The sequence below is a fragment of the Caballeronia sp. SL1002 genome, from assembly GCF_057814995.1.
This window is the reverse complement of record NZ_JBYMUW010000005.1, coordinates 1,217,829-1,235,333: the sequence shown is the minus strand read 5'-3', so window position 1 is coordinate 1,235,333 and position 17,505 is coordinate 1,217,829. Positions and strand designations below refer to the sequence as shown.

The 17,505-nt window shown below is 61.5% G+C and carries 16 protein-coding genes; 9 read left to right on the top strand and 7 right to left on the bottom strand.

Annotation, left to right across the window (positions count from 1 at the left end):
• Positions 1 to 6: 6 nt before the first annotated feature.
• Both AC3D25_RS29890 and AC3D25_RS29885 read left to right on the top strand, forming a co-directional pair.
• Entirely contained in the window at positions 7 to 942 is a 936-nt protein-coding gene (locus tag AC3D25_RS29890; protein ID WP_488892088.1) for a hypothetical protein, read from the top strand.
• A 135-nt stretch (positions 943 to 1,077) separates the two neighbouring features.
• Complete coding sequence (locus AC3D25_RS29885; protein WP_488892087.1) at positions 1,078 to 1,485, top strand: DUF2917 domain-containing protein; 408 nt, start codon at positions 1,078 to 1,080, stop codon at positions 1,483 to 1,485.
• A 303-nt stretch (positions 1,486 to 1,788) separates the two neighbouring features.
• Here the strand turns inward: AC3D25_RS29885 and acnA are convergent, their stop codons facing one another.
• The 7 genes from acnA to AC3D25_RS29850 form a co-directional block, all read right to left on the bottom strand.
• Positions 1,789 to 4,506: an aconitate hydratase AcnA gene (gene acnA, locus AC3D25_RS29880; RefSeq protein WP_488892086.1), complete on the bottom strand. Its 2,718-nt coding sequence runs from the start codon at positions 4,504 to 4,506 to the stop codon at positions 1,789 to 1,791.
• A gap of 59 nt (positions 4,507 to 4,565) precedes the next feature.
• Positions 4,566 to 6,017, bottom strand: coding sequence for a bifunctional 2-methylcitrate dehydratase/aconitate hydratase (locus AC3D25_RS29875; RefSeq protein ID WP_488892085.1), 1,452 nt, complete (start codon positions 6,015 to 6,017; stop codon positions 4,566 to 4,568).
• A 103-nt stretch (positions 6,018 to 6,120) separates the two neighbouring features.
• Complete coding sequence (locus AC3D25_RS29870; protein ID WP_488892084.1) at positions 6,121 to 6,633, bottom strand: hypothetical protein; 513 nt, start codon at positions 6,631 to 6,633, stop codon at positions 6,121 to 6,123.
• Between the two features lie 86 nt (positions 6,634 to 6,719).
• On the bottom strand, positions 6,720 to 7,895 hold the full coding sequence (prpC, locus tag AC3D25_RS29865) for a bifunctional 2-methylcitrate synthase/citrate synthase (protein WP_488892083.1): 1,176 nt from the start codon (positions 7,893 to 7,895) through the stop codon (positions 6,720 to 6,722).
• Positions 7,896 to 7,925: 30 nt separating this feature from the next.
• The gene (gene prpB / locus AC3D25_RS29860) at positions 7,926 to 8,810 is read right to left on the bottom strand and encodes a methylisocitrate lyase (RefSeq protein ID WP_488892082.1); all 885 of its coding nucleotides are present in this window, start codon (positions 8,808 to 8,810) and stop codon (positions 7,926 to 7,928) included.
• On the bottom strand, positions 8,807 to 9,823 hold the full coding sequence (locus AC3D25_RS29855) for an HpcH/HpaI aldolase/citrate lyase family protein (RefSeq protein ID WP_488892081.1): 1,017 nt from the start codon (positions 9,821 to 9,823) through the stop codon (positions 8,807 to 8,809). Before AC3D25_RS29855 ends, prpB begins: the two co-directional genes overlap by 4 nt.
• 157 nt (positions 9,824 to 9,980) lie before the next feature.
• Positions 9,981 to 10,967 (bottom strand): malate dehydrogenase, encoded by a 987-nt coding sequence (locus tag AC3D25_RS29850; protein WP_488892080.1) that lies wholly within the window; start codon positions 10,965 to 10,967, stop codon positions 9,981 to 9,983.
• 590 nt (positions 10,968 to 11,557) lie between these two features.
• On the opposite strand from AC3D25_RS29850, the gene AC3D25_RS29845 reads away from it, so the two are divergent.
• From AC3D25_RS29845 to gltA, 7 genes are all read left to right on the top strand, one after another.
• Positions 11,558 to 12,346, top strand: a complete 789-nt coding sequence (locus tag AC3D25_RS29845) for a GntR family transcriptional regulator (protein ID WP_488892079.1) — start codon at positions 11,558 to 11,560, stop codon at positions 12,344 to 12,346.
• Between the two features lie 168 nt (positions 12,347 to 12,514).
• The gene (gene sdhC / locus AC3D25_RS29840; protein ID WP_488892078.1) at positions 12,515 to 12,925 is read left to right on the top strand and encodes a succinate dehydrogenase, cytochrome b556 subunit; all 411 of its coding nucleotides are present in this window, start codon (positions 12,515 to 12,517) and stop codon (positions 12,923 to 12,925) included.
• A 2-nt stretch (positions 12,926 to 12,927) separates the two neighbouring features.
• Positions 12,928 to 13,296, top strand: a complete 369-nt coding sequence (gene sdhD / locus AC3D25_RS29835; protein ID WP_488892077.1) for a succinate dehydrogenase, hydrophobic membrane anchor protein — start codon at positions 12,928 to 12,930, stop codon at positions 13,294 to 13,296.
• A gap of 3 nt (positions 13,297 to 13,299) precedes the next feature.
• Positions 13,300 to 15,075 (top strand): succinate dehydrogenase flavoprotein subunit, encoded by a 1,776-nt coding sequence (gene sdhA / locus AC3D25_RS29830; RefSeq protein WP_488892076.1) that lies wholly within the window; start codon positions 13,300 to 13,302, stop codon positions 15,073 to 15,075.
• A 16-nt stretch (positions 15,076 to 15,091) separates the two neighbouring features.
• Positions 15,092 to 15,796 carry a succinate dehydrogenase iron-sulfur subunit gene (locus tag AC3D25_RS29825; RefSeq protein ID WP_488892075.1) on the top strand — a complete coding sequence of 235 codons (705 nt, stop codon included), beginning with the start codon at positions 15,092 to 15,094 and terminating at the stop codon, positions 15,794 to 15,796.
• A gap of 14 nt (positions 15,797 to 15,810) precedes the next feature.
• Positions 15,811 to 16,083: an FAD assembly factor SdhE gene (locus tag AC3D25_RS29820; protein WP_488892074.1), complete on the top strand. Its 273-nt coding sequence runs from the start codon at positions 15,811 to 15,813 to the stop codon at positions 16,081 to 16,083.
• A 65-nt stretch (positions 16,084 to 16,148) separates the two neighbouring features.
• Positions 16,149 to 17,450, top strand: coding sequence for a citrate synthase (gltA, locus tag AC3D25_RS29815; protein WP_488892073.1), 1,302 nt, complete (start codon positions 16,149 to 16,151; stop codon positions 17,448 to 17,450).
• Positions 17,451 to 17,505 lie beyond the last annotated feature (55 nt).

Below are 17,505 nucleotides of genomic sequence, written 5' to 3'. Positions count from 1 at the left end.
GTCGATATGAAACCCCGTCGAACGCTTCTGCCGCTCGTTGCCGTACTCGCTATCGCTGTCACGATTGCACTCGGTGCGTGCCGGGCCATCGATGTGCCGCCCGCGCCGCAAGCCGGGCCGATTGCCGCGGACGCCGGAGGCGCTGTCGGATATCAGCATGGCGGCGTGGGGGTATCGAAGTTCATGGTCGGCGATCAGGCGACGCGGACGCTTTCGAACGGCTACATCAAGCAGACGGGCGGACAGGGCACGCTCGCGATCCGGCAAACCAACGGAAGCGTCTTCGCCGTGCCGAACGCGCACGCGGACAGTTTGAAATTGCCGCCGTACGGCGCGTCGCCGCAGGACCACGATCGCTTCGTGCAGGCTTATTTCGTTGGGCTGGGATTGCCCGCCGCGCAGATCAAACGCGTTCACGCGATGACCTTGCTCGAAGCCGCGGGCCGCTCGGACGAATCCAGCCGAACGATTCCGCGCGTCACCGCGTATTACTCCGTGCTGGATCGGGCGGCGGGCGATGCGTCCGTCCCCGATTCCTTTGCGTGGGCGCGAGTCGATTCGGAGGGCGTCGTCGTGCAGGAAGGCGTTTATTGGCCGGCGCTTTCCAGCAAGGTTTTAGCGGACGCGAAGCGATTAAACGCCGTCCTGGCCGATCCTGAAAAACGCCGCGCGTTCGAGTCGCGCGTGCCAGCCGGCGCGACAACCGCGACCGTCGCGATTCGGCACGCTTCGGCGAACGAGGATCAGTTCGAAGCCTTCGCCTGCGTGGACGTCACCGTCGAGTCCAGCGCGGCCCGGCGAACCACGGCTGCATCGAATCGAGTTTCGGCGAACGCGAGTGTCGTCCGGCACTTCGATTTTGACGGCACCGAGCTTTTTCTGCCGCAGGAAAAGGTCAGCCTCGCGCGTCAGTACCCGAATGCGAAGAACGCTTCGCAATAGACGGCGCGGCCAAGTGTTCGTCCAATACCACGAGACAGTTTGGTTCAACTGTTCGCAAGTGTGTATTCAAGTCGACGGTCGCTTCTCGCACAATGAATTCACTGCTTATCGAGCGTCGCACGGATCTCGCAGGCCGTGTCACCGCCGATCAGCGGTTTCAATCAGGACTTCATTGTGACGAACTGGCCGAGCGCTGGTTTCGACGCGTTACCCGGGAGCAGGACCATGCGTGAAATCCGTACTTTCGAACTTGACCAGCGTGATGTTCCGACCGGCTGGTATATCGACCGTCCGCAGACCCTGAAAGTGATTCGCGGCGAACTCTGGCTGACCGTCGAGGGCGACAACGCCGACTTCTGGCTGCGCCCCGGCGACGTCATGCAACTGCAACGCGGCGCGACGATCTGGGTCGGTGCGTCGGAGGCGGAAGGGGAGTTTAAGCTGATCGGGGGGTCGCACATGAGCGCAGTGCGCTTCGCTTTTGGCGGGCTTGTGGGGTGTGTGCGGCGGGTGATGGGTGAGCGGGGCGCGACGACGGCCTAAGCGGAGGTGGGGTTTTGCTGGCGCCCTGGGTTGTGGGCGCGCGCTTCTTGGGAACCTGCACAGGTTTTGGTTTGCTGGCGCTTCTGCTTTTGGTTGCCCGTGCTTTCCGGGAACTTGCTCTCGTGTGCGTTTATTAGCAAAGCTAATAAACGCACACGAAAACAAGTTCCCAGACCCACGCACGCAAACAAAAGCAGAGCGCCAGCAAACCAAACCCCTCCGCGCAGACGAAAAAAAACCCGGCCGAAGCCGGGTCCAATGTTCCCGCACCCAAGGGCGCGGTCACCTGCAAAGCAATCCCGCTTACGCTGCGAGCAGCGAGCGCAACACGAACGGCAGAATCCCGCCGTGCTTGTAGTAATCCACTTCGATCGGCGTATCGATACGCAGCAGCACCGCCACGCGCTTCTCCTGGCCATCCTTGCCGCGGATCACCAGCGTCACTTCCTGCTGCGGCTTGATGTCGTCCGTCAGGCCTTCAATATCGAAAGTGTCGTCGCTCGTGATACCCAGCGACTGCACGCTGTCCGTACCCTTGAACTGCAGCGGCAACACGCCCATACCGACCAGGTTCGAACGGTGAATCCGCTCGAAGCTGCGCGCGATCACAGCCTTCACGCCCAGCAATTGCGTACCCTTCGCCGCCCAGTCGCGCGACGAACCCGTGCCGTATTCCTCGCCCGCGAACACCATGGTCGGCGTACCCGCGTCGATGTACTTCATCGCCGCGTCGTAAATCGACATTTGTTCGCCGCTCGGCTGGTGAATCGTCAGGCCGCCTTCGACTCGCGTGCCGTCTTCCTTCGCCGGGATCATCAAGTTCTTGATCCGGACGTTGGCGAACGTGCCGCGCATCATGACGTCGTGGTTGCCGCGGCGCGAGCCGTAGCTGTTGAAGTCGGCTTTCTGCACGCCGTTTGCCTTCAGCCACACGCCTGCCGGCGAGCTTTCCTTGATCGAGCCAGCCGGGCTGATGTGGTCGGTCGTGACCGAGTCACCGAAAATACCCAGCGGACGCGCGTTCTTCACAGCCGGAATGCTGTCGGCCGGCGTCATCGAGAAGTCCTTGCCGAAGAACGGCGGCTCTGCGATGTAGGTCGATTTCGGCCAGTCGTACACTTGACCGCTTTCGCCCGCGATCTTGCTCCACAGGTCGCCCTTCTTCGTGAGTTCCGCGTAGTTCTTGCGGAACGCATCGGCGTCGAGCGCGAACTTGAGGAGCGCGTGCACTTCTTCGCTCGTCGGCCAGATATCGCCGAGGTAGATATCCTTGCCGTCCTTGCCCTGGCCGACCGGTTCGGTCATCAGGTCGCGCGTGATGTTGCCCGCGATCGCGTAAGCCACGACCAGCGGCGGCGAAGCCAGGAAGTTCGCGCGGATGTTCGGGTGAATACGCGCTTCGAAGTTGCGGTTGCCCGACAGCACGGCGGCCGCGACGATATCGTTCTTCACGATCGCGTCGTTCAGTTCCGGCGTCAGGTCGCCCGCATTGCCGATACACGTCGTGCAGCCGTAAGCGGCGAGCGTGAAGCCGAGTTTGTCGAGGTAGGGCAGGAGGCCCGTCTTCGTCAAATACTCGGTCACCATGCGCGATCCCGGCGCGAGCGACGTCTTGATGTGCGGCGCGACGTTCAGACCCGCTTCGACCGCCTTCTTCGCGAGCAGGCCAGCCGCGAGCAGCACGCTCGGGTTCGACGTGTTCGTGCACGACGTGATCGCGGCGATCAGGATGTCGCCGTTCTTCACGTTCACGCCATTGGTGGTCGTGTATTGCGCGTTCAGGTCGGCCGGCTTCTTCGCAAAGCCGTTTTCGCCGACCGGCTTCGAGAACAGGTCGGTGAAGTTCGACTTCACGTTGCCGATTTCGATACGGTCTTGCGGGCGCTTCGGACCGGCCAGCGACGGTGCAACCGTGGCGAGGTCGAGCGTCAGCGTCTTCGTGAAGTCGATGTCGCCTGCCTTCGGAATGCCGAACAGGTTCTGCGCCTTGAAGTAGTTCTCGAACGCCGAGATTTCAGCGTCCGTGCGGCCCGTGCCCTTGAAGTAGTCGATGGTTTTTTCATCGACCGGGAAGAAGCCCATGGTCGCGCCGTATTCCGGCGCCATGTTGCCGATGGTCGCGCGGTCCGGCAGCGACAGCGACGCCGTGCCTTCGCCGAAGAACTCGACGAACTTGCCGACGACCTTCTCCTTGCGCAGCAGTTCGGTGACCGTCAGCACGAGGTCCGTTGCCGTCACGCCTTCGCGCAGCTTGCCCTTCAGTTCGACGCCCACGACGTCCGGCGTGAGGAAGTACACCGGTTGGCCGAGCATGCCCGCTTCCGCCTCGATACCGCCGACACCCCAGCCCACCACGCCGATACCGTTGATCATCGTCGTGTGGCTGTCCGTGCCGACGAGCGTGTCCGGGTAGTACACGGTGTCGCTGCCGTCGGCTTTCTTGTGGACGCCGCGCGCCAGATATTCCAGGTTCACCTGGTGGACGATGCCGACGCCAGGCGGCACGACCTTGAACGTGTCGAATGCCTGCATGCCCCACTTCATGAACTGGTAGCGCTCGTTATTGCGCTGGAATTCCAGTTTCATGTTCAGGTCGAGCGCGTTCGGCTCGCGGAAATGGTCGATCTGCACCGAGTGATCGACCACGAGATCGACCGGCACGAGCGGCTCGATCGCTTTCGGGTCCTTGCCCGCGCGCTCGGCGACGCCACGCATCGCGGCGATATCGGCGAGCAGCGGCACGCCGGTAAAGTCCTGCAGCACGACGCGCGACACGACGAACGGGATTTCGTCGGTACGGGACGCCACCGGCTTCCAGTTCGCGAGCTGTTCGATGTGTTCTTCGGCGATCTTCTTGCCGTCGTAGTTGCGCAGCACGGATTCCAGCACGATTCGGATCGACACCGGCAGGCGCTCGATCTTGACGTTGAGTGCTTTGCCGAGCGCGGGCAGCGAGTAGAACTTGCCTTTGCCGGAACCGCTTTCGAATTCCTTGAGCGTTTTGTGGAGATTGTGGGCCATGTTTTTTTCCGTGGGTATTAAACGGGGAAACAGCTTAGATGCAACGTTTCCTGATGCGACTAAATCACGTACAGATCGACGTATTCATTGACCGGCACGGCTTCGAGCCGCGCCTGATCGAGCGATACCGCGAGGATCGCCTGTTGCTGCTTTTGCGGGTAACGGCGCGCGAGATTGGTCTTGAATTTCTCGACCAGAAGCGGAATGCCGTCCTCGCGACGACGTTTGTGTCCGATCGGATATTCGACCACCACTTCATCGAATGTCGAGCCGTCGTTGAATTCGACCGTGAGCGCGTTCGCAATCGAGCGCTTCTCCGGATCGAAATAATCCTTCGTGAATTGCGGGTCTTCCACGCATTCCATCTTTGCGCGCAACGGGTCGATGCGCGCGTCTTTCGCCACGTTGTCTTCGTAATCGGGCGCGGTCAGGCGGCCGAAAACGAGCGGCACGGCGACCATGTACTGAATGCAGTGATCGCGGTCGGCCGGGTTATCGAGCGGACCTTTTTTATCGATGATGCGAATCGCCGCTTCGTGCGTGCGGATCGTGATCTTGCGGATGTCCTCGACGTTTTTGCCCGCCTTCGCGAGTTGCGCGTGCAGCGTCATGGCCGCTTCCACCGCCGTTTGCGCGTGGAATTCAGCCGGGAACGAGATCTTGAAGAGCACGTTTTCCATCACATACGAGCCATACGGACGCTGAAACCGGAACGGTTCGCCCTTGAAGAGCACGTCGTAAAAGCCCCACGTTTTAGCGCTCAAAACGGACGGATAACCCATTTCGCCGGTCTTCGCGATCAACGCGAGACGCACGGCGCGCGAGGTCGCATCGCCCGCGGCCCACGACTTGCGCGAGCCGGTATTCGGCGCGTGCCGATAGGTGCGGAGCGCCTGTCCATCGACGAGCGCGAGCGACACCGCATTGATGAGTTCGTCGCGCGTGAGGCCGATCATCTGGCCGACTACCGCGGTCGAGGCCAGTTTCACGAGCAGAACGTGATCGAGCCCCACCTTGTTGAACGAGTTTTCGAGCGCGATGCAGCCCTGAATTTCGTGCGCCTTGATCATGCCGATCAGGACGTCTTTCATCGTCAGCGGCCTTTTGCCTGCCGCGACGGCGTTGCGCGAGAGCCAGTCGGCGGTCGCGAGAATGCCGCCGAGATTGTCCGACGGATGGCCCCATTCGGCGGCGAGCCAGGTGTCGTTGAAGTCGAGCCAGCGGATCATTGCGCCGATGTTGAACGCCGCCTGAACCGGGTCGAGTTGGAATGGGGTGCCCGGCACCTTCGCGCCGTTGGGGACGATCGTGCCGGGCACGATCGGTCCCATCAGCTTGGTGCAGGCAGGGTACGACAGCGCTTCGAGTCCGCAGCCGAGCGTGTCGATCAGGCAATTTCGTGCCGTATCGAGCGCAAGCGCGCCGTCGATCGAATAGTCGAGAACGTAATCGACTATATCGACGAGGACGCCGTCCGGATCGGGCCGGACGTTAGAAATCGCTGCGGACATCGAGAGGTTCCTGGTTAAAAACGAGCCTGAATACCTTGCTGGGTAAAACGTTGCGCGACGCGCCACGCGCTAAGCGCCACGCGCCGCGCTTCCGGCGCGATGCTTACTTGGCGTCCTTGATCAGCTCGTTCGACTGCGTCGGCGCCGGTGCGCCGGTCGCGGCCATTTGAGCCGTCTTGCATTCGTCGGCGAGACGCGATTCGTCCTTGTCGGAGAACAGCATTGCCTTCGTCGGAATCACGACCAGATCCATGCCCGTTGCGGCGTCGTGGAAACGGTCCGCGCCGGTCGTCGTGTCCTGACGCGGCAGCTTGTAGTCTTTCTTCGCCCAGTTCACGGTGATGACGGCGTCACGCTTCATGTCGCCCTTCATGTAAAACGCGAGACCTTCGTTGCACGACCATTTCTCGGCGCCTTCCGGGATCGGATCGGTTTTGGCGGCGGCGGCGGCCAGTGCGGCCGGCTTGCGCTTGATCAGGCGGTTCTTCGGTGCCGGACGTTGAGCCTTGGCCGTTGCGGTCTTGGCTTCGGTCGTTGCTGCGAATGCGCCGGTCGAGACGATCAGGCTGGAGGTTGCCATAGCGCCGACGACTGCAGCGATCAAAAATTTATTCATCAAAAAGCCTTTCAAATTTCGTGGTGATGTAAGCGGACGCTGGGTGCGCGGTTGTTCCGTTTTCGACGGAACGAACGCGCAGCACGCTATTTTCGCTTATTTAGCGGCGCGAACTTCAAATTCTCGGGACCGGTGTAATTCGCGCTCGGCCGGATGATCTTGTTGTCGATGCGTTGCTCGATGATGTGCGCGCTCCAGCCCGACGTTCGCGCGATCACGAAGAGCGGCGTGAACATCGCGGTCGGCACGCCCATCAGGTGATACGAGACGGCGCTGAACCAGTCGAGATTCGGGAACATTTTCTTCGCGTCCCACATCGTCGATTCAAGCCGTTCCGCGATGTCGAAAAGCTTGGTGTCGCCCGCTTCCTTCGCGAGTTTTCGCGCGACGTCTTTAATGACCTTGTTGCGCGGATCCGAAATCGTATAGACCGGATGCCCGAAGCCGATCACGACTTCCTTGTTTTCCACGCGACGGCGAATATCCGCTTCGGCTTCGTCGGGGTTCTGGTAGCGCGACTGGATTTCGAACGCGACCTCGTTCGCGCCGCCGTGTTTCGGGCCGCGCAGCGCGCCGATCGCGCCGGTGAGCGCGGAATAGATATCCGAGCCCGTGCCGGCGATCACGCGGCCCGTGAACGTGGACGCGTTGAATTCGTGCTCGGCGTACAGATTGAGCGACGTGTGCATCGCCTCGACCCACGACTTCGGCGGCTCGACGCCATGCAGCAGATGCAGGAAATGGCCGCCGATCGAATCGTCGTCGGTTTCCACTTCGATCCGCTTGCCGTTGTGCGAATAGTGATACCAGTACAGCAGCATCGAGCCGAGCGACGCCATCAGCCGGTCGGCGATATCCTTCGCGCCCGGCTGGTTATGGTCGTCTTTCTCGGGCAGCAAAGTGCCGAGCACGGACACGCCGGTGCGCATCACGTCCATCGGATGCGCCGACGCCGGAATCCATTCGAGCGCCGCCTTCAGGTTCGCCGGCAATCCGCGCAACGCCTTCAGCTTGGCCTTGTACGCCTTCAGCTCGGCGGGCGACGGCAGCTTGCCATGCACGAGCAGATACGCGATCTCCTCGAACTCGGCGTGTCCCGCGAGATCGAGAATGTCGTAGCCGCGATAGTGCAGGTCGTTGCCCGTCTTGCCGACGGTGCAAAGCGCGGTGTTGCCCGCCGTCACGCCCGAAAGCGCGACGGATTTCTTGGGTTTGAAGCCGCCCGGAACGGCCGGCGTTTCAGTTGCCACGGTATCGCTCATCGCCACAAGTCTCCATTGCTTTGAAATGCGTTACTTGTTCTGGTTGAACAGCGCGTCGAGCTTTTGCTCGTAGTCGTGATAGCCGATGCTCGCGTAAAGTTCATTGCGCGTCTGCATCGTATCGACGACCGCTTTCTGCGTGCCGTCCTGGCGGATCGTGCGATAGACGTTCTCAGCCGCCTTGTTCATCGCGCGAAACGCGGACAACGGGTACAGCACGATCGACACATCCACGCCACGCAATTCCTCGACGGTGAATAGCGGTGTCGATCCGAATTCGGTGATGTTCGCGAGCACCGGCACCTTCACGGCATCGACGAACTGTTTGTACATGCCGAGTTCGGTCATCGCCTCGGGGAAAATCATGTCCGCGCCCGCCTCGACGCACGCCTGCGCGCGCTCGATGGCCGATTGCAGACCCTCAACCGCGAGCGCGTCGGTGCGCGCCATGACCACGAAATTCTCGTCGGTGCGCGCGTCCACAGCCGCCTTCACGCGATCGACCATTTCCTGCTGCGTGACGATTGCCTTGCCCGGCCGATGCCCGCAGCGCTTCGCGCCGACCTGGTCTTCGATATGCATCGCGCCCGCGCCCGCCTTGATGAGCGACTTGACCGTGCGCGCAATGTTGAACGCGCTCGGCCCGAAGCCGGTATCGACATCGACGAGCAGCGGCAGATCGCAGACGTCCGTGATGCGGCGCACGTCGGTCAACACGTCGTCGAGCGTGGAGATGCCAAGATCGGGCAAGCCGAGCGATCCGGCCGCGACGCCGCCGCCGGACAGGTAGATGGCCTTGAAGCCCGCATGGCGCGCCAGCAGCGCGTGATTCGCGTTGATCGCGCCGACGAGTTGCAACGGCTTCTCGGTGGCGACAGCGGCGCGGAAAAGGGCTCCTGCGCTTTGAGTGGTCATGTGCGGCTTCCTTCGGCAATTTCGTCGGAACCGAACAGCGCCTCGGCGCCTTCGGGCAATGCCTGCTGCGCGGCGCGAGCGCGGCGCAGCACGGACCAGTAATAGCGATAACTCGCGCGATCGTGCAGCGTGTCGCCGTGGCGCGTCGGGCCCCACTGCGCGTCCTGCGCGGCCAGCAAAATCTCGGCGGCGACCGCGATTTCATCGGCGCGCGGCGAAAACGCGGCGACTACCGGCTCGATCTGCGCGGGATGGATGCTCCACATCCGCGTGTAGCCGAATTCGTTGCGGGCGCGCGCCGCGTCGTTCGACACCACGTTCATGTCGCGCACTTCTGTGGACACGTTATGCGACGGCACCTTGCCGTGCGCATGACACGCGGCCGCGATTTCGAGCTTCGCGCGGCGTACGAGCGGGTGATCGAACTGGCCCGGCGAGCGCATGGCGGTGTCGGGAATCGCGCCGTTGTGGGCGGACACGAAGTCCATCAACCCGAAACTCAACGATTCGACGCCCGGGAGCGCCGCGAGTTCGAAAACATCGGCGAGCGCGCTGTGCGTTTCGATCAGCACATGGCAGGGAATCGCCTGCGCGATGCCGAGTTCGCAGCGCGTCGCCTCGACGAACGCGAGCATTTCCGCCGCGTCGAACACGCTGCGAATTTTCGGCAGCGTGATGTACGCGGGCGCTTTCGCCGACGCGCGCAGGATGATGCGCACGTCATCGCGCCAGGCGCGATTCTGGAAATCGTGGATACGGATGCCGACGCGGCCGAACTGGTTGTCGGCGGAACCAAGGAACGACGCGACCATTTCCGCGTGCGCGGCTTCGCGGCCGACTTCGGCGCCGTCTTCGCAATCGAGCGTGATGTCGAACACCGGGCCGAGTTGCGCCTGCAGCGCGAGCGATTTGCGGATCAGCTTTTCGCTGCCCGCGTAGTGATCGCACGGCGGCAGGATGGCGGGTTGCACGTCGCCATCAAACAACACTTCGGCGGGGGTGAGAGCGCGCATCGTCGGCGTCGGTTCGGTTTTGAAGAGTAGTTGATATGGAAAGAGCGGATTCGTGCGCGCTCGGACGGCCAGCGTTCAAGCGCGCATGAATCTGCTGCGCTCGCGTGAGCGCTCGCAGGTCGCCGCGCCCGTTCGCACGGGCGCGGCGCGAGGCGAATTACTTGCCCAGCAGATGCGCGACGCCGTCACGCTCTTCGAGCAGTTCGTTCAGCGTGCCGTCCATCTTCTCGCGCGAGAACGCGTCGATTTCCAGACCTTCGACGCGCTTGTACTCGCCGTTTTCGCACGTGACCGGCACGCCGTAGAGGATGTCTTCGGGAATGCCGTACGAGCCGTCCGACGGAATGCCCATCGTGACCCACTTGCCGTTCGTGCCCAGCACCCAGTCACGCACGTGGTCGATTGCCGCGTTCGCCGCCGATGCCGCCGACGACAAACCGCGCGCTTCGATGATCGCCGCGCCGCGCTTGCCGACCGTCGGAATGAACGTGTTGCGGTTCCATTCGTCGTCGCTGATGAGCTTCGTGAGCGACTCGCCATCGACGGTCGCGAAACGGAAGTCCGGGTACATCGTCGGCGAGTGATTGCCCCACACGGCGAGCTTTTCGATCGACGCGACCGGCTTGCCCGACTTGGCGGCCAGTTGCGACAGCGCGCGGTTGTGGTCGAGGCGCAGCATAGCGGTAAAGTTCTTTTTCGGCAGATCCGGCGCCGACTTCATCGCGATGTATGCGTTGGTGTTGGCCGGATTGCCGACCACCAGCACCTTCACGTCGCGGCTCGCGACTTCGTTCAGCGCTTTGCCCTGAACCGTGAAGATTTCGGCGTTGGCCGACAGCAGATCCTTACGCTCCATGCCCTTCGAGCGCGGACGCGCACCGACCAGCAGCGCGACGTCGGCGTCCTTGAACGCGACCTTCGGGTCGTCGGTCACGACGACGCCGGCCAGAAGCGGAAACGCGCAGTCTTCCAGTTCCATGACGACGCCTTTCACGGCGCCTTGCGCTTGCGGCAGGTCGAGCAGTTGAAGGATGACCGGTTGATCCTTGCCGAGCAGATCGCCATTGGCGATACGGAACAGCAGCGAGTAACCGATTTGACCTGCGGCGCCGGTGACGGCAACGCGCTTTGCGGACTTAGCCATTGAGAAATCTCCTGGACGGTGCGTGAGACGCTAGGGAAAACGCCATTTTATGCGCGTTACGCGAAGCGTTGATGAAGCATGTCAGCCAAGCCGCGTTCCACACCGCCGAAACGACCGCCGCGCCGCCCGGGAATCAAGCGCGGGCGCCGGTGCATTCCAGCGGCGGAAAGCGCCGAGACGCGGCCGCCATGCTGTGAATCTTTCTTCGAGCGAGGGAGTGACCGGAACGGCGCGAAAGCCGCGAGACCGTCGCGCGCTAAAGTTTCGAGGCGGCGCGGACGTTGCAAGGTAAAACACAGGCAGCGGCGGGCGGATCGAAGCCGTTCGGCGTGAGACGGCAAGCGGCGAGGGCGCTGATGATATCCGACCTCGACCCTTCCGCTCAAACCGTCCGTCATGCGCGAGAGACAGCGCCCAAGCGCCTGATCGGCTGGTGCGAAAGTCGCGGCAAAAACCCGCAAACCCTTGCTCGACAAGGAGTGTAGGATTCGTCCATGATAAAGTCAACAGTATCTTATGTCTTATATAAGACATAGGAATCGATGGAAAAGCGCTGGACTCGCCGCCGCGCTTTATGATGAAATGCGCGGATGAATTCGAACCCAGCGAGCACGACGAACCCGACCGGCGGCGCTGGCGCGACCGAAGTTGCGCCTGCTTCCTCGCCGACGTTCAGCCCGCTGTATCAGCAAATCAAGGCCCTCATCACGCAAGGGCTCGAAACCGGCGAATGGAAGCCCGGCGAAATCATTCCCAGCGAAGTCGAACTGGCCGCCCGCTACAAAGTTAGCCAGGGCACGGTGCGCAAGGCCATCGACGAACTCGCCGCAGACAATCTCCTCGTCCGCCGTCAAGGCAAGGGTACGTTTGTTGCAACGCACAACGAAGACCGCGTGCAATTCCGTTTCCTGCGCCTGCTTCCCGACGATGGCGACGCACATCCCCACGTCAGCCGCCTTCTCGACTGCAAGCGCCTGCGCGCGCCCGCCGAGATCGCCCGCCAGCTCGACCTCAAACCCGCCGACCCTGTCGTTCTTATCAGGCGCCTGTTGCAGTTTGATGGCGAGACCACCGTATTCGACGAAATCTGGCTGCCCGGCGCGGTATTTCGCGGCCTGACGGCCGAGCGTCTCGCCGATTACAAAGGCCCGCTTTATGCGATGTTCGAGACGGAGTTCGGTACGCGCATGATTCGTGCGTCGGAGAAGATTCGGGCGGTCGCGGCCGAACCCGCCGTGGCCGAATTGCTTCACGTCAGCCCCGGTTTTCCGCTGCTTTCCGTCGAACGTGTGTCCTATACCTATGGAGATCGTCCCGTCGAAGTGCGGCGCGGATGGTATGTCACAACCGGCTATTACTATCAAAACGATTTGAGTTGAATTGAATGGACGAACGCTCGACGAGCAGCCCACACACGGCTCGCGAGCGGGTTCTTAACGCCTGTTTTACGCGCGCCGCAATAGTTTCTTGAGAGGCTTTTCGCTGCAGCGCGATATAAAAAGGCGCTAAAATCGCGGATTAGTGTGATAACAAAGTTGGGGTCTAGCATGGCTGAAGCTGTAAAAAAACCAAGGCCTGAGTACCGGAACATCGGAATCGGTCAAATCTCGAAGTATCGACTGCCGCTAGCAGGGAAGGTCTCCATCCTGCATCGCATCAGCGGTCTGCTGCTATTCGTTTCGCTGCCGTTCATTCTTTACCTGCTGGACCAGAGCCTGACGTCGGAAATCAGTTTCGACGCCTTCAAGGGCTTTCTCGCCAATCCCCTCGTCAAACTTATCGTCCTCGTGCTTTCGTGGGCGTACATGTTCCATTTTTGCGCGGGCGTGCGCTTTTTGCTCCTCGACACCCACCGCATGGTGAGCAAGGAAGGCGGCAAGCAGACCTCCATCGTGGTGCTCGTCGTGTCGTCGCTGCTCACGATCGCGGTCGCGCTCAAACTTTTCGGAGCCTTCTAAAAATGGCAGTCAATAACAGAGTCGGCCCGAAGCGCCTTGTCGTCGGCGCTCATTACGGTCTGCGCGACTGGCTTGCCCAGCGCATCACGGCTGTCGTCATGGCTGCCTACACGCTCATCCTGCTGTTCTGGTTCTTCGTTGCTCGCGACTTCTCCTACGAAGGCTGGGCATCGATTTTCGCCCTCCAGTGGATGAAGCTCGCCACGTTTGTCGCCTTGCTTTCGCTCTTCTATCACGCGTGGGTCGGTATTCGCGACATCTGGATGGACTACGTCAAGCCGGTCGGGCTGCGCCTGTTCCTGCAGGTGTTGACCATCCTCTGGCTGGTCGGATGCGCCAGCTACGCTGCACAGATTCTCTGGAGAGTTTAAAGAATGGCTGCAATCAAGACTTCCCTGCCGCGTCGCCGGTTCGACGTGGTTATCGTCGGCGCGGGCGGCTCCGGCATGCGCGCCTCGCTGCAACTCGCTCGCGCGGGTCTGTCGGTCGCGGTGCTGTCGAAGGTGTTCCCGACCCGCTCGCACACGGTCGCCGCGCAAGGCGGGATCGGCGCGTCGCTCGGCAACATGAGCGAAGACAACTGGCACTACCACTTCTACGACACGATCAAGGGCTCCGACTGGCTCGGCGACCAGGACGCGATCGAATTCATGTGCCGTGAAGCGCCGAATGCGGTGTACGAACTCGAACACATGGGCATGCCGTTCGACCGTAACGCGGACGGCACGATCTACCAGCGCCCGTTCGGCGGCCACACGGCGAACTACGGCGAGAAGCCGGTGCAGCGCGCCTGCGCGGCGGCGGACCGTACCGGTCACGCGCTGCTGCACACGCTGTATCAGCAGAACGTCGCAGCCAAGACGCACTTCTTCGTCGAATGGATGGCGCTGGATCTGATCCGCGACGCCGACGGCGACGTGCTCGGCGTGACCGCGCTCGAAATGGAAACGGGCGACATCCACATTCTCGAAGGCAAGACCACGCTGTTCGCCACGGGCGGCGCGGGCCGGATCTTCGCGGCATCGACCAACGCGTTCATCAATACCGGCGACGGCCTCGGCATGGCGGCGCGTTCGGGTATCGCGTTGCAGGACATGGAATTCTGGCAATTCCACCCGACTGGCGTGGCCGGCGCGGGCGTGCTGATTACCGAAGGCGTGCGCGGCGAAGGCGGCATTCTGCGTAACTCGAACGGCGAGCGTTTTATGGAACGCTACGCGCCTACTTTGAAGGATCTGGCGCCGCGCGACTTCGTTTCGCGTTCGATGGACCAGGAAATCAAGGAAGGCCGCGGCGTGGGTCCGAACAAGGACCACGTGCTGCTTGACCTGTCGCACATCGGCGCGGAAACCATTCTCAAGCGTCTGCCGTCCATCCGCGAAATCGCGCTGAAATTCGCGAACGTGGATTGCATTAAGGAGCCGATCCCGGTCGTGCCGACCATCCATTACCAGATGGGCGGCATTCCGACGAACATTCACGGCCAGGTGGTCGGAACGGCCAAGGGCTACGACGATCCGGTCAACGGCTTTTATGCCGTGGGCGAATGCTCGTGCGTGTCGGTGCATGGTGCGAACCGTCTCGGCACGAACTCGCTGCTCGACCTGGTGGTGTTCGGCCGCGCCGCGGGCAACCACATCATCAAGCACGCGAAGGAAATGAAGGAGCACAAGCCGCTGCCGGCCGATGCCGCCGACTTCGCGCTGGAACGCCTCGCGGTGCTGGAAAACTCGTCGTCGGGCGAGTACACGCAAGCCATCGCGGGCGATATCCGCTCGGCCATGCAGGCGCACGCCGGCGTGTTCCGCACGTCGAAGCTGCTCGAGGAAGGCGTCGGCAAGATCGCCGAACTGACCGAGCGCGCGAAGCATGTGCATCTGAAAGACAAGTCGAAGGTGTTCAACACGGCGAAGGTCGAAGCGCTCGAACTGGCGAATTTGATCGAAGTGGCGCGCGCCACGATGGTCTCGGCCGAAGCGCGCAAGGAAAGTCGCGGCGCGCATGCGCACAGCGACTACGAACATCGTGACGACGAAAACTGGATGCGCCATTCGCTGTGGTTCAGCGAAGGCGATCGCCTCGACTACAAGCCGGTGAAGATGCAGCCGCTGACGGTCGAATCGGTGCCGCCCAAGGCGCGTACCTTCTAAGGGCAAGGGAATCGAAATGGCAAAGCGTACTTTTGAAATCTACCGCTACGATCCGGACCGCGATGCAGCACCGCGCATGCAAACCTACGAGATCGAAATCGACTCGCACGAGCGCATGTTGCTGGATGCACTGCTGAAGCTGAAATCGGTCGACGAAACGCTGTCGTTCCGCCGTTCGTGCCGTGAAGGCGTGTGCGGTTCGGACGCAATGAACATCAACGGCAAGAATGGCCTGGCGTGCCTGCAGAACATGAACGATCTGCCGCAGAAAATCGTGCTGCGCCCGCTGCCGGGCCTGCCGGTCGTGCGCGACCTGATCTGCGACTTCACGCAATTTTTTAACCAGTATCATTCGATCAAGCCGTACCTGATCAACGATACGCCGCCGCCGGAAAAGGAACGCCTGCAGTCGCCGGAAGAACGCGACGAGCTGGACGGCCTTTACGAGTGCATTTTGTGCGCGAGCTGCTCGACGTCGTGCCCGAGTTTCTGGTGGAACCCGGACAAGTTCGTCGGCCCGGCGGGTCTGTTGCAAGCTTATCGTTTCATCGCGGACAGCCGCGACGAAGCGACGGGCGAACGCCTCGACAACCTGGAAGATCCGTACCGTCTGTTCCGTTGCCATACGATCATGAACTGCGTCGATGTGTGCCCGAAGGGCCTCAATCCGACAAAGGCGATCGGCAAGATCAAGGAATTGATGGTGCGCCGTGCTGTCTGAGATGGACTTGTGCAATGGGTGACATACCGCATCAGTCCGACCCTCTACGCCGTGCGCGCCTTCGCTGGCGAGCACGGCGCGGCCTGCTGGAAAACGACCTGATCTTCGAGCGTTTCTTCAGCCGATATGAGCATGACCTCAGCGACGCGGATGTCGGAGTACTGACCCGCCTGCTCGAGCTGAGCGATAACGACCTGATGGACTTGCTGCTCGCGCGCAAGGAACCGGAAGGCGATCTGGCCTCGCCGGACATGACCCGCGTACTGGAACTGCTTCGCTCCGTTTAAGCGTAAATCCGCTCGTCGTGCAATTATCGAAAACCTGTTTTCCAAACTTCGATTGAGGATGTGCTATGACCCCGTCAGATGTTAAAGCCACGCTATCGTTCAGCGACAACTCGCCGAGCGTCGAAATGCCGATTTACAAGGGCACTCTGGGTCCTGACGTAATCGACATCCGCAAGTTGTACGGTCAGACCGGCAAGTTCACGTATGACCCGGGCTTCATGTCGACGGCGGCGTGTAATTCCGCCATTACCTACATCGATGGCGACAAGGGCGAGCTGCTGTACCGCGGTTACCCGATTGAAGATCTGGCGGTGAACGCCGACTTCCTCGAAACCTGTTACCTGCTGCTGAAGGGCGAACTGCCCACGGCCGCGCAACAGACCGAATTCGCCGAGACGGTGACGAAGCACACGATGGTGCACGAGCAAATGCACTTCTTCTTCCGTGGCTTCCGTCGCGACGCGCATCCGATGGCGGTGCTGGTCGCAGCGGTCGGCGCGTTGTCGGCGTTCTATCACGACTCGCTGAACATCAACGACCCGCGTCACCGCGAAGTGTCCGCTATTCGCATGATCGCGAAGCTGCCGACGCTGGTCGCAATGGCGTACAAGTTCAGCATCGGCCAGCCGTTCGTTTATCCGAAGAACGACCTGTCGTACAGCGCGAACTTCATGCACATGATGTTCTCGAACCCGTGCGAAGAGTACAAGGTCAACGACGTGCTGGTGCGCGCGCTCGACCGCATCCTGATCCTGCACGCCGATCACGAGCAGAACGCGTCGACCTCCACCGTGCGCCTCGCCGGTTCCTCGGGCGCGAACCCGTTCGCGTGTATCGCGGCCGGTATCGCCTGCCTGTGGGGCCCGGCGCACGGCGGCGCGAACGAAGCGGCGCTGAACATGCTGGAAGAGATCGGCTCGGTCGACAACATCGGCGAATTCATCAAGCAGGTGAAGGACAAGAATTCGGGCGTGAAGCTGATGGGCTTCGGTCACCGCGTGTACAAGAACTACGACCCGCGTGCGAAGCTGATGCGCGAAACGTGCCACGAAGTGCTCGAAGAACTCGGTCTGCACGACGATCCGCTCTTTAAGCTCGCGATGGAACTCGAAAAAATCGCGCTGGAAGACGAATATTTCGTGTCGCGCAAGCTCTACCCGAACGTCGATTTCTACTCGGGTATCGTTCAGCGCGCGCTGGGCATCCCGACCTCGATGTTCACCTGCATCTTCGCGATGGCGCGTACGGTCGGCTGGATCGCGCAGTGGAACGAAATGATCGCGGATCCGGAACAGAAGATCGGCCGTCCGCGTCAGTTGTTCGTCGGCGATACGCCGCGCAAGGCAAAGCCGATCGATCAGCGTTAAAACGCCAATAGTCGCAATTTTCTCCAAACCCCGGCGCGTAATCGCCGGGGTTTTT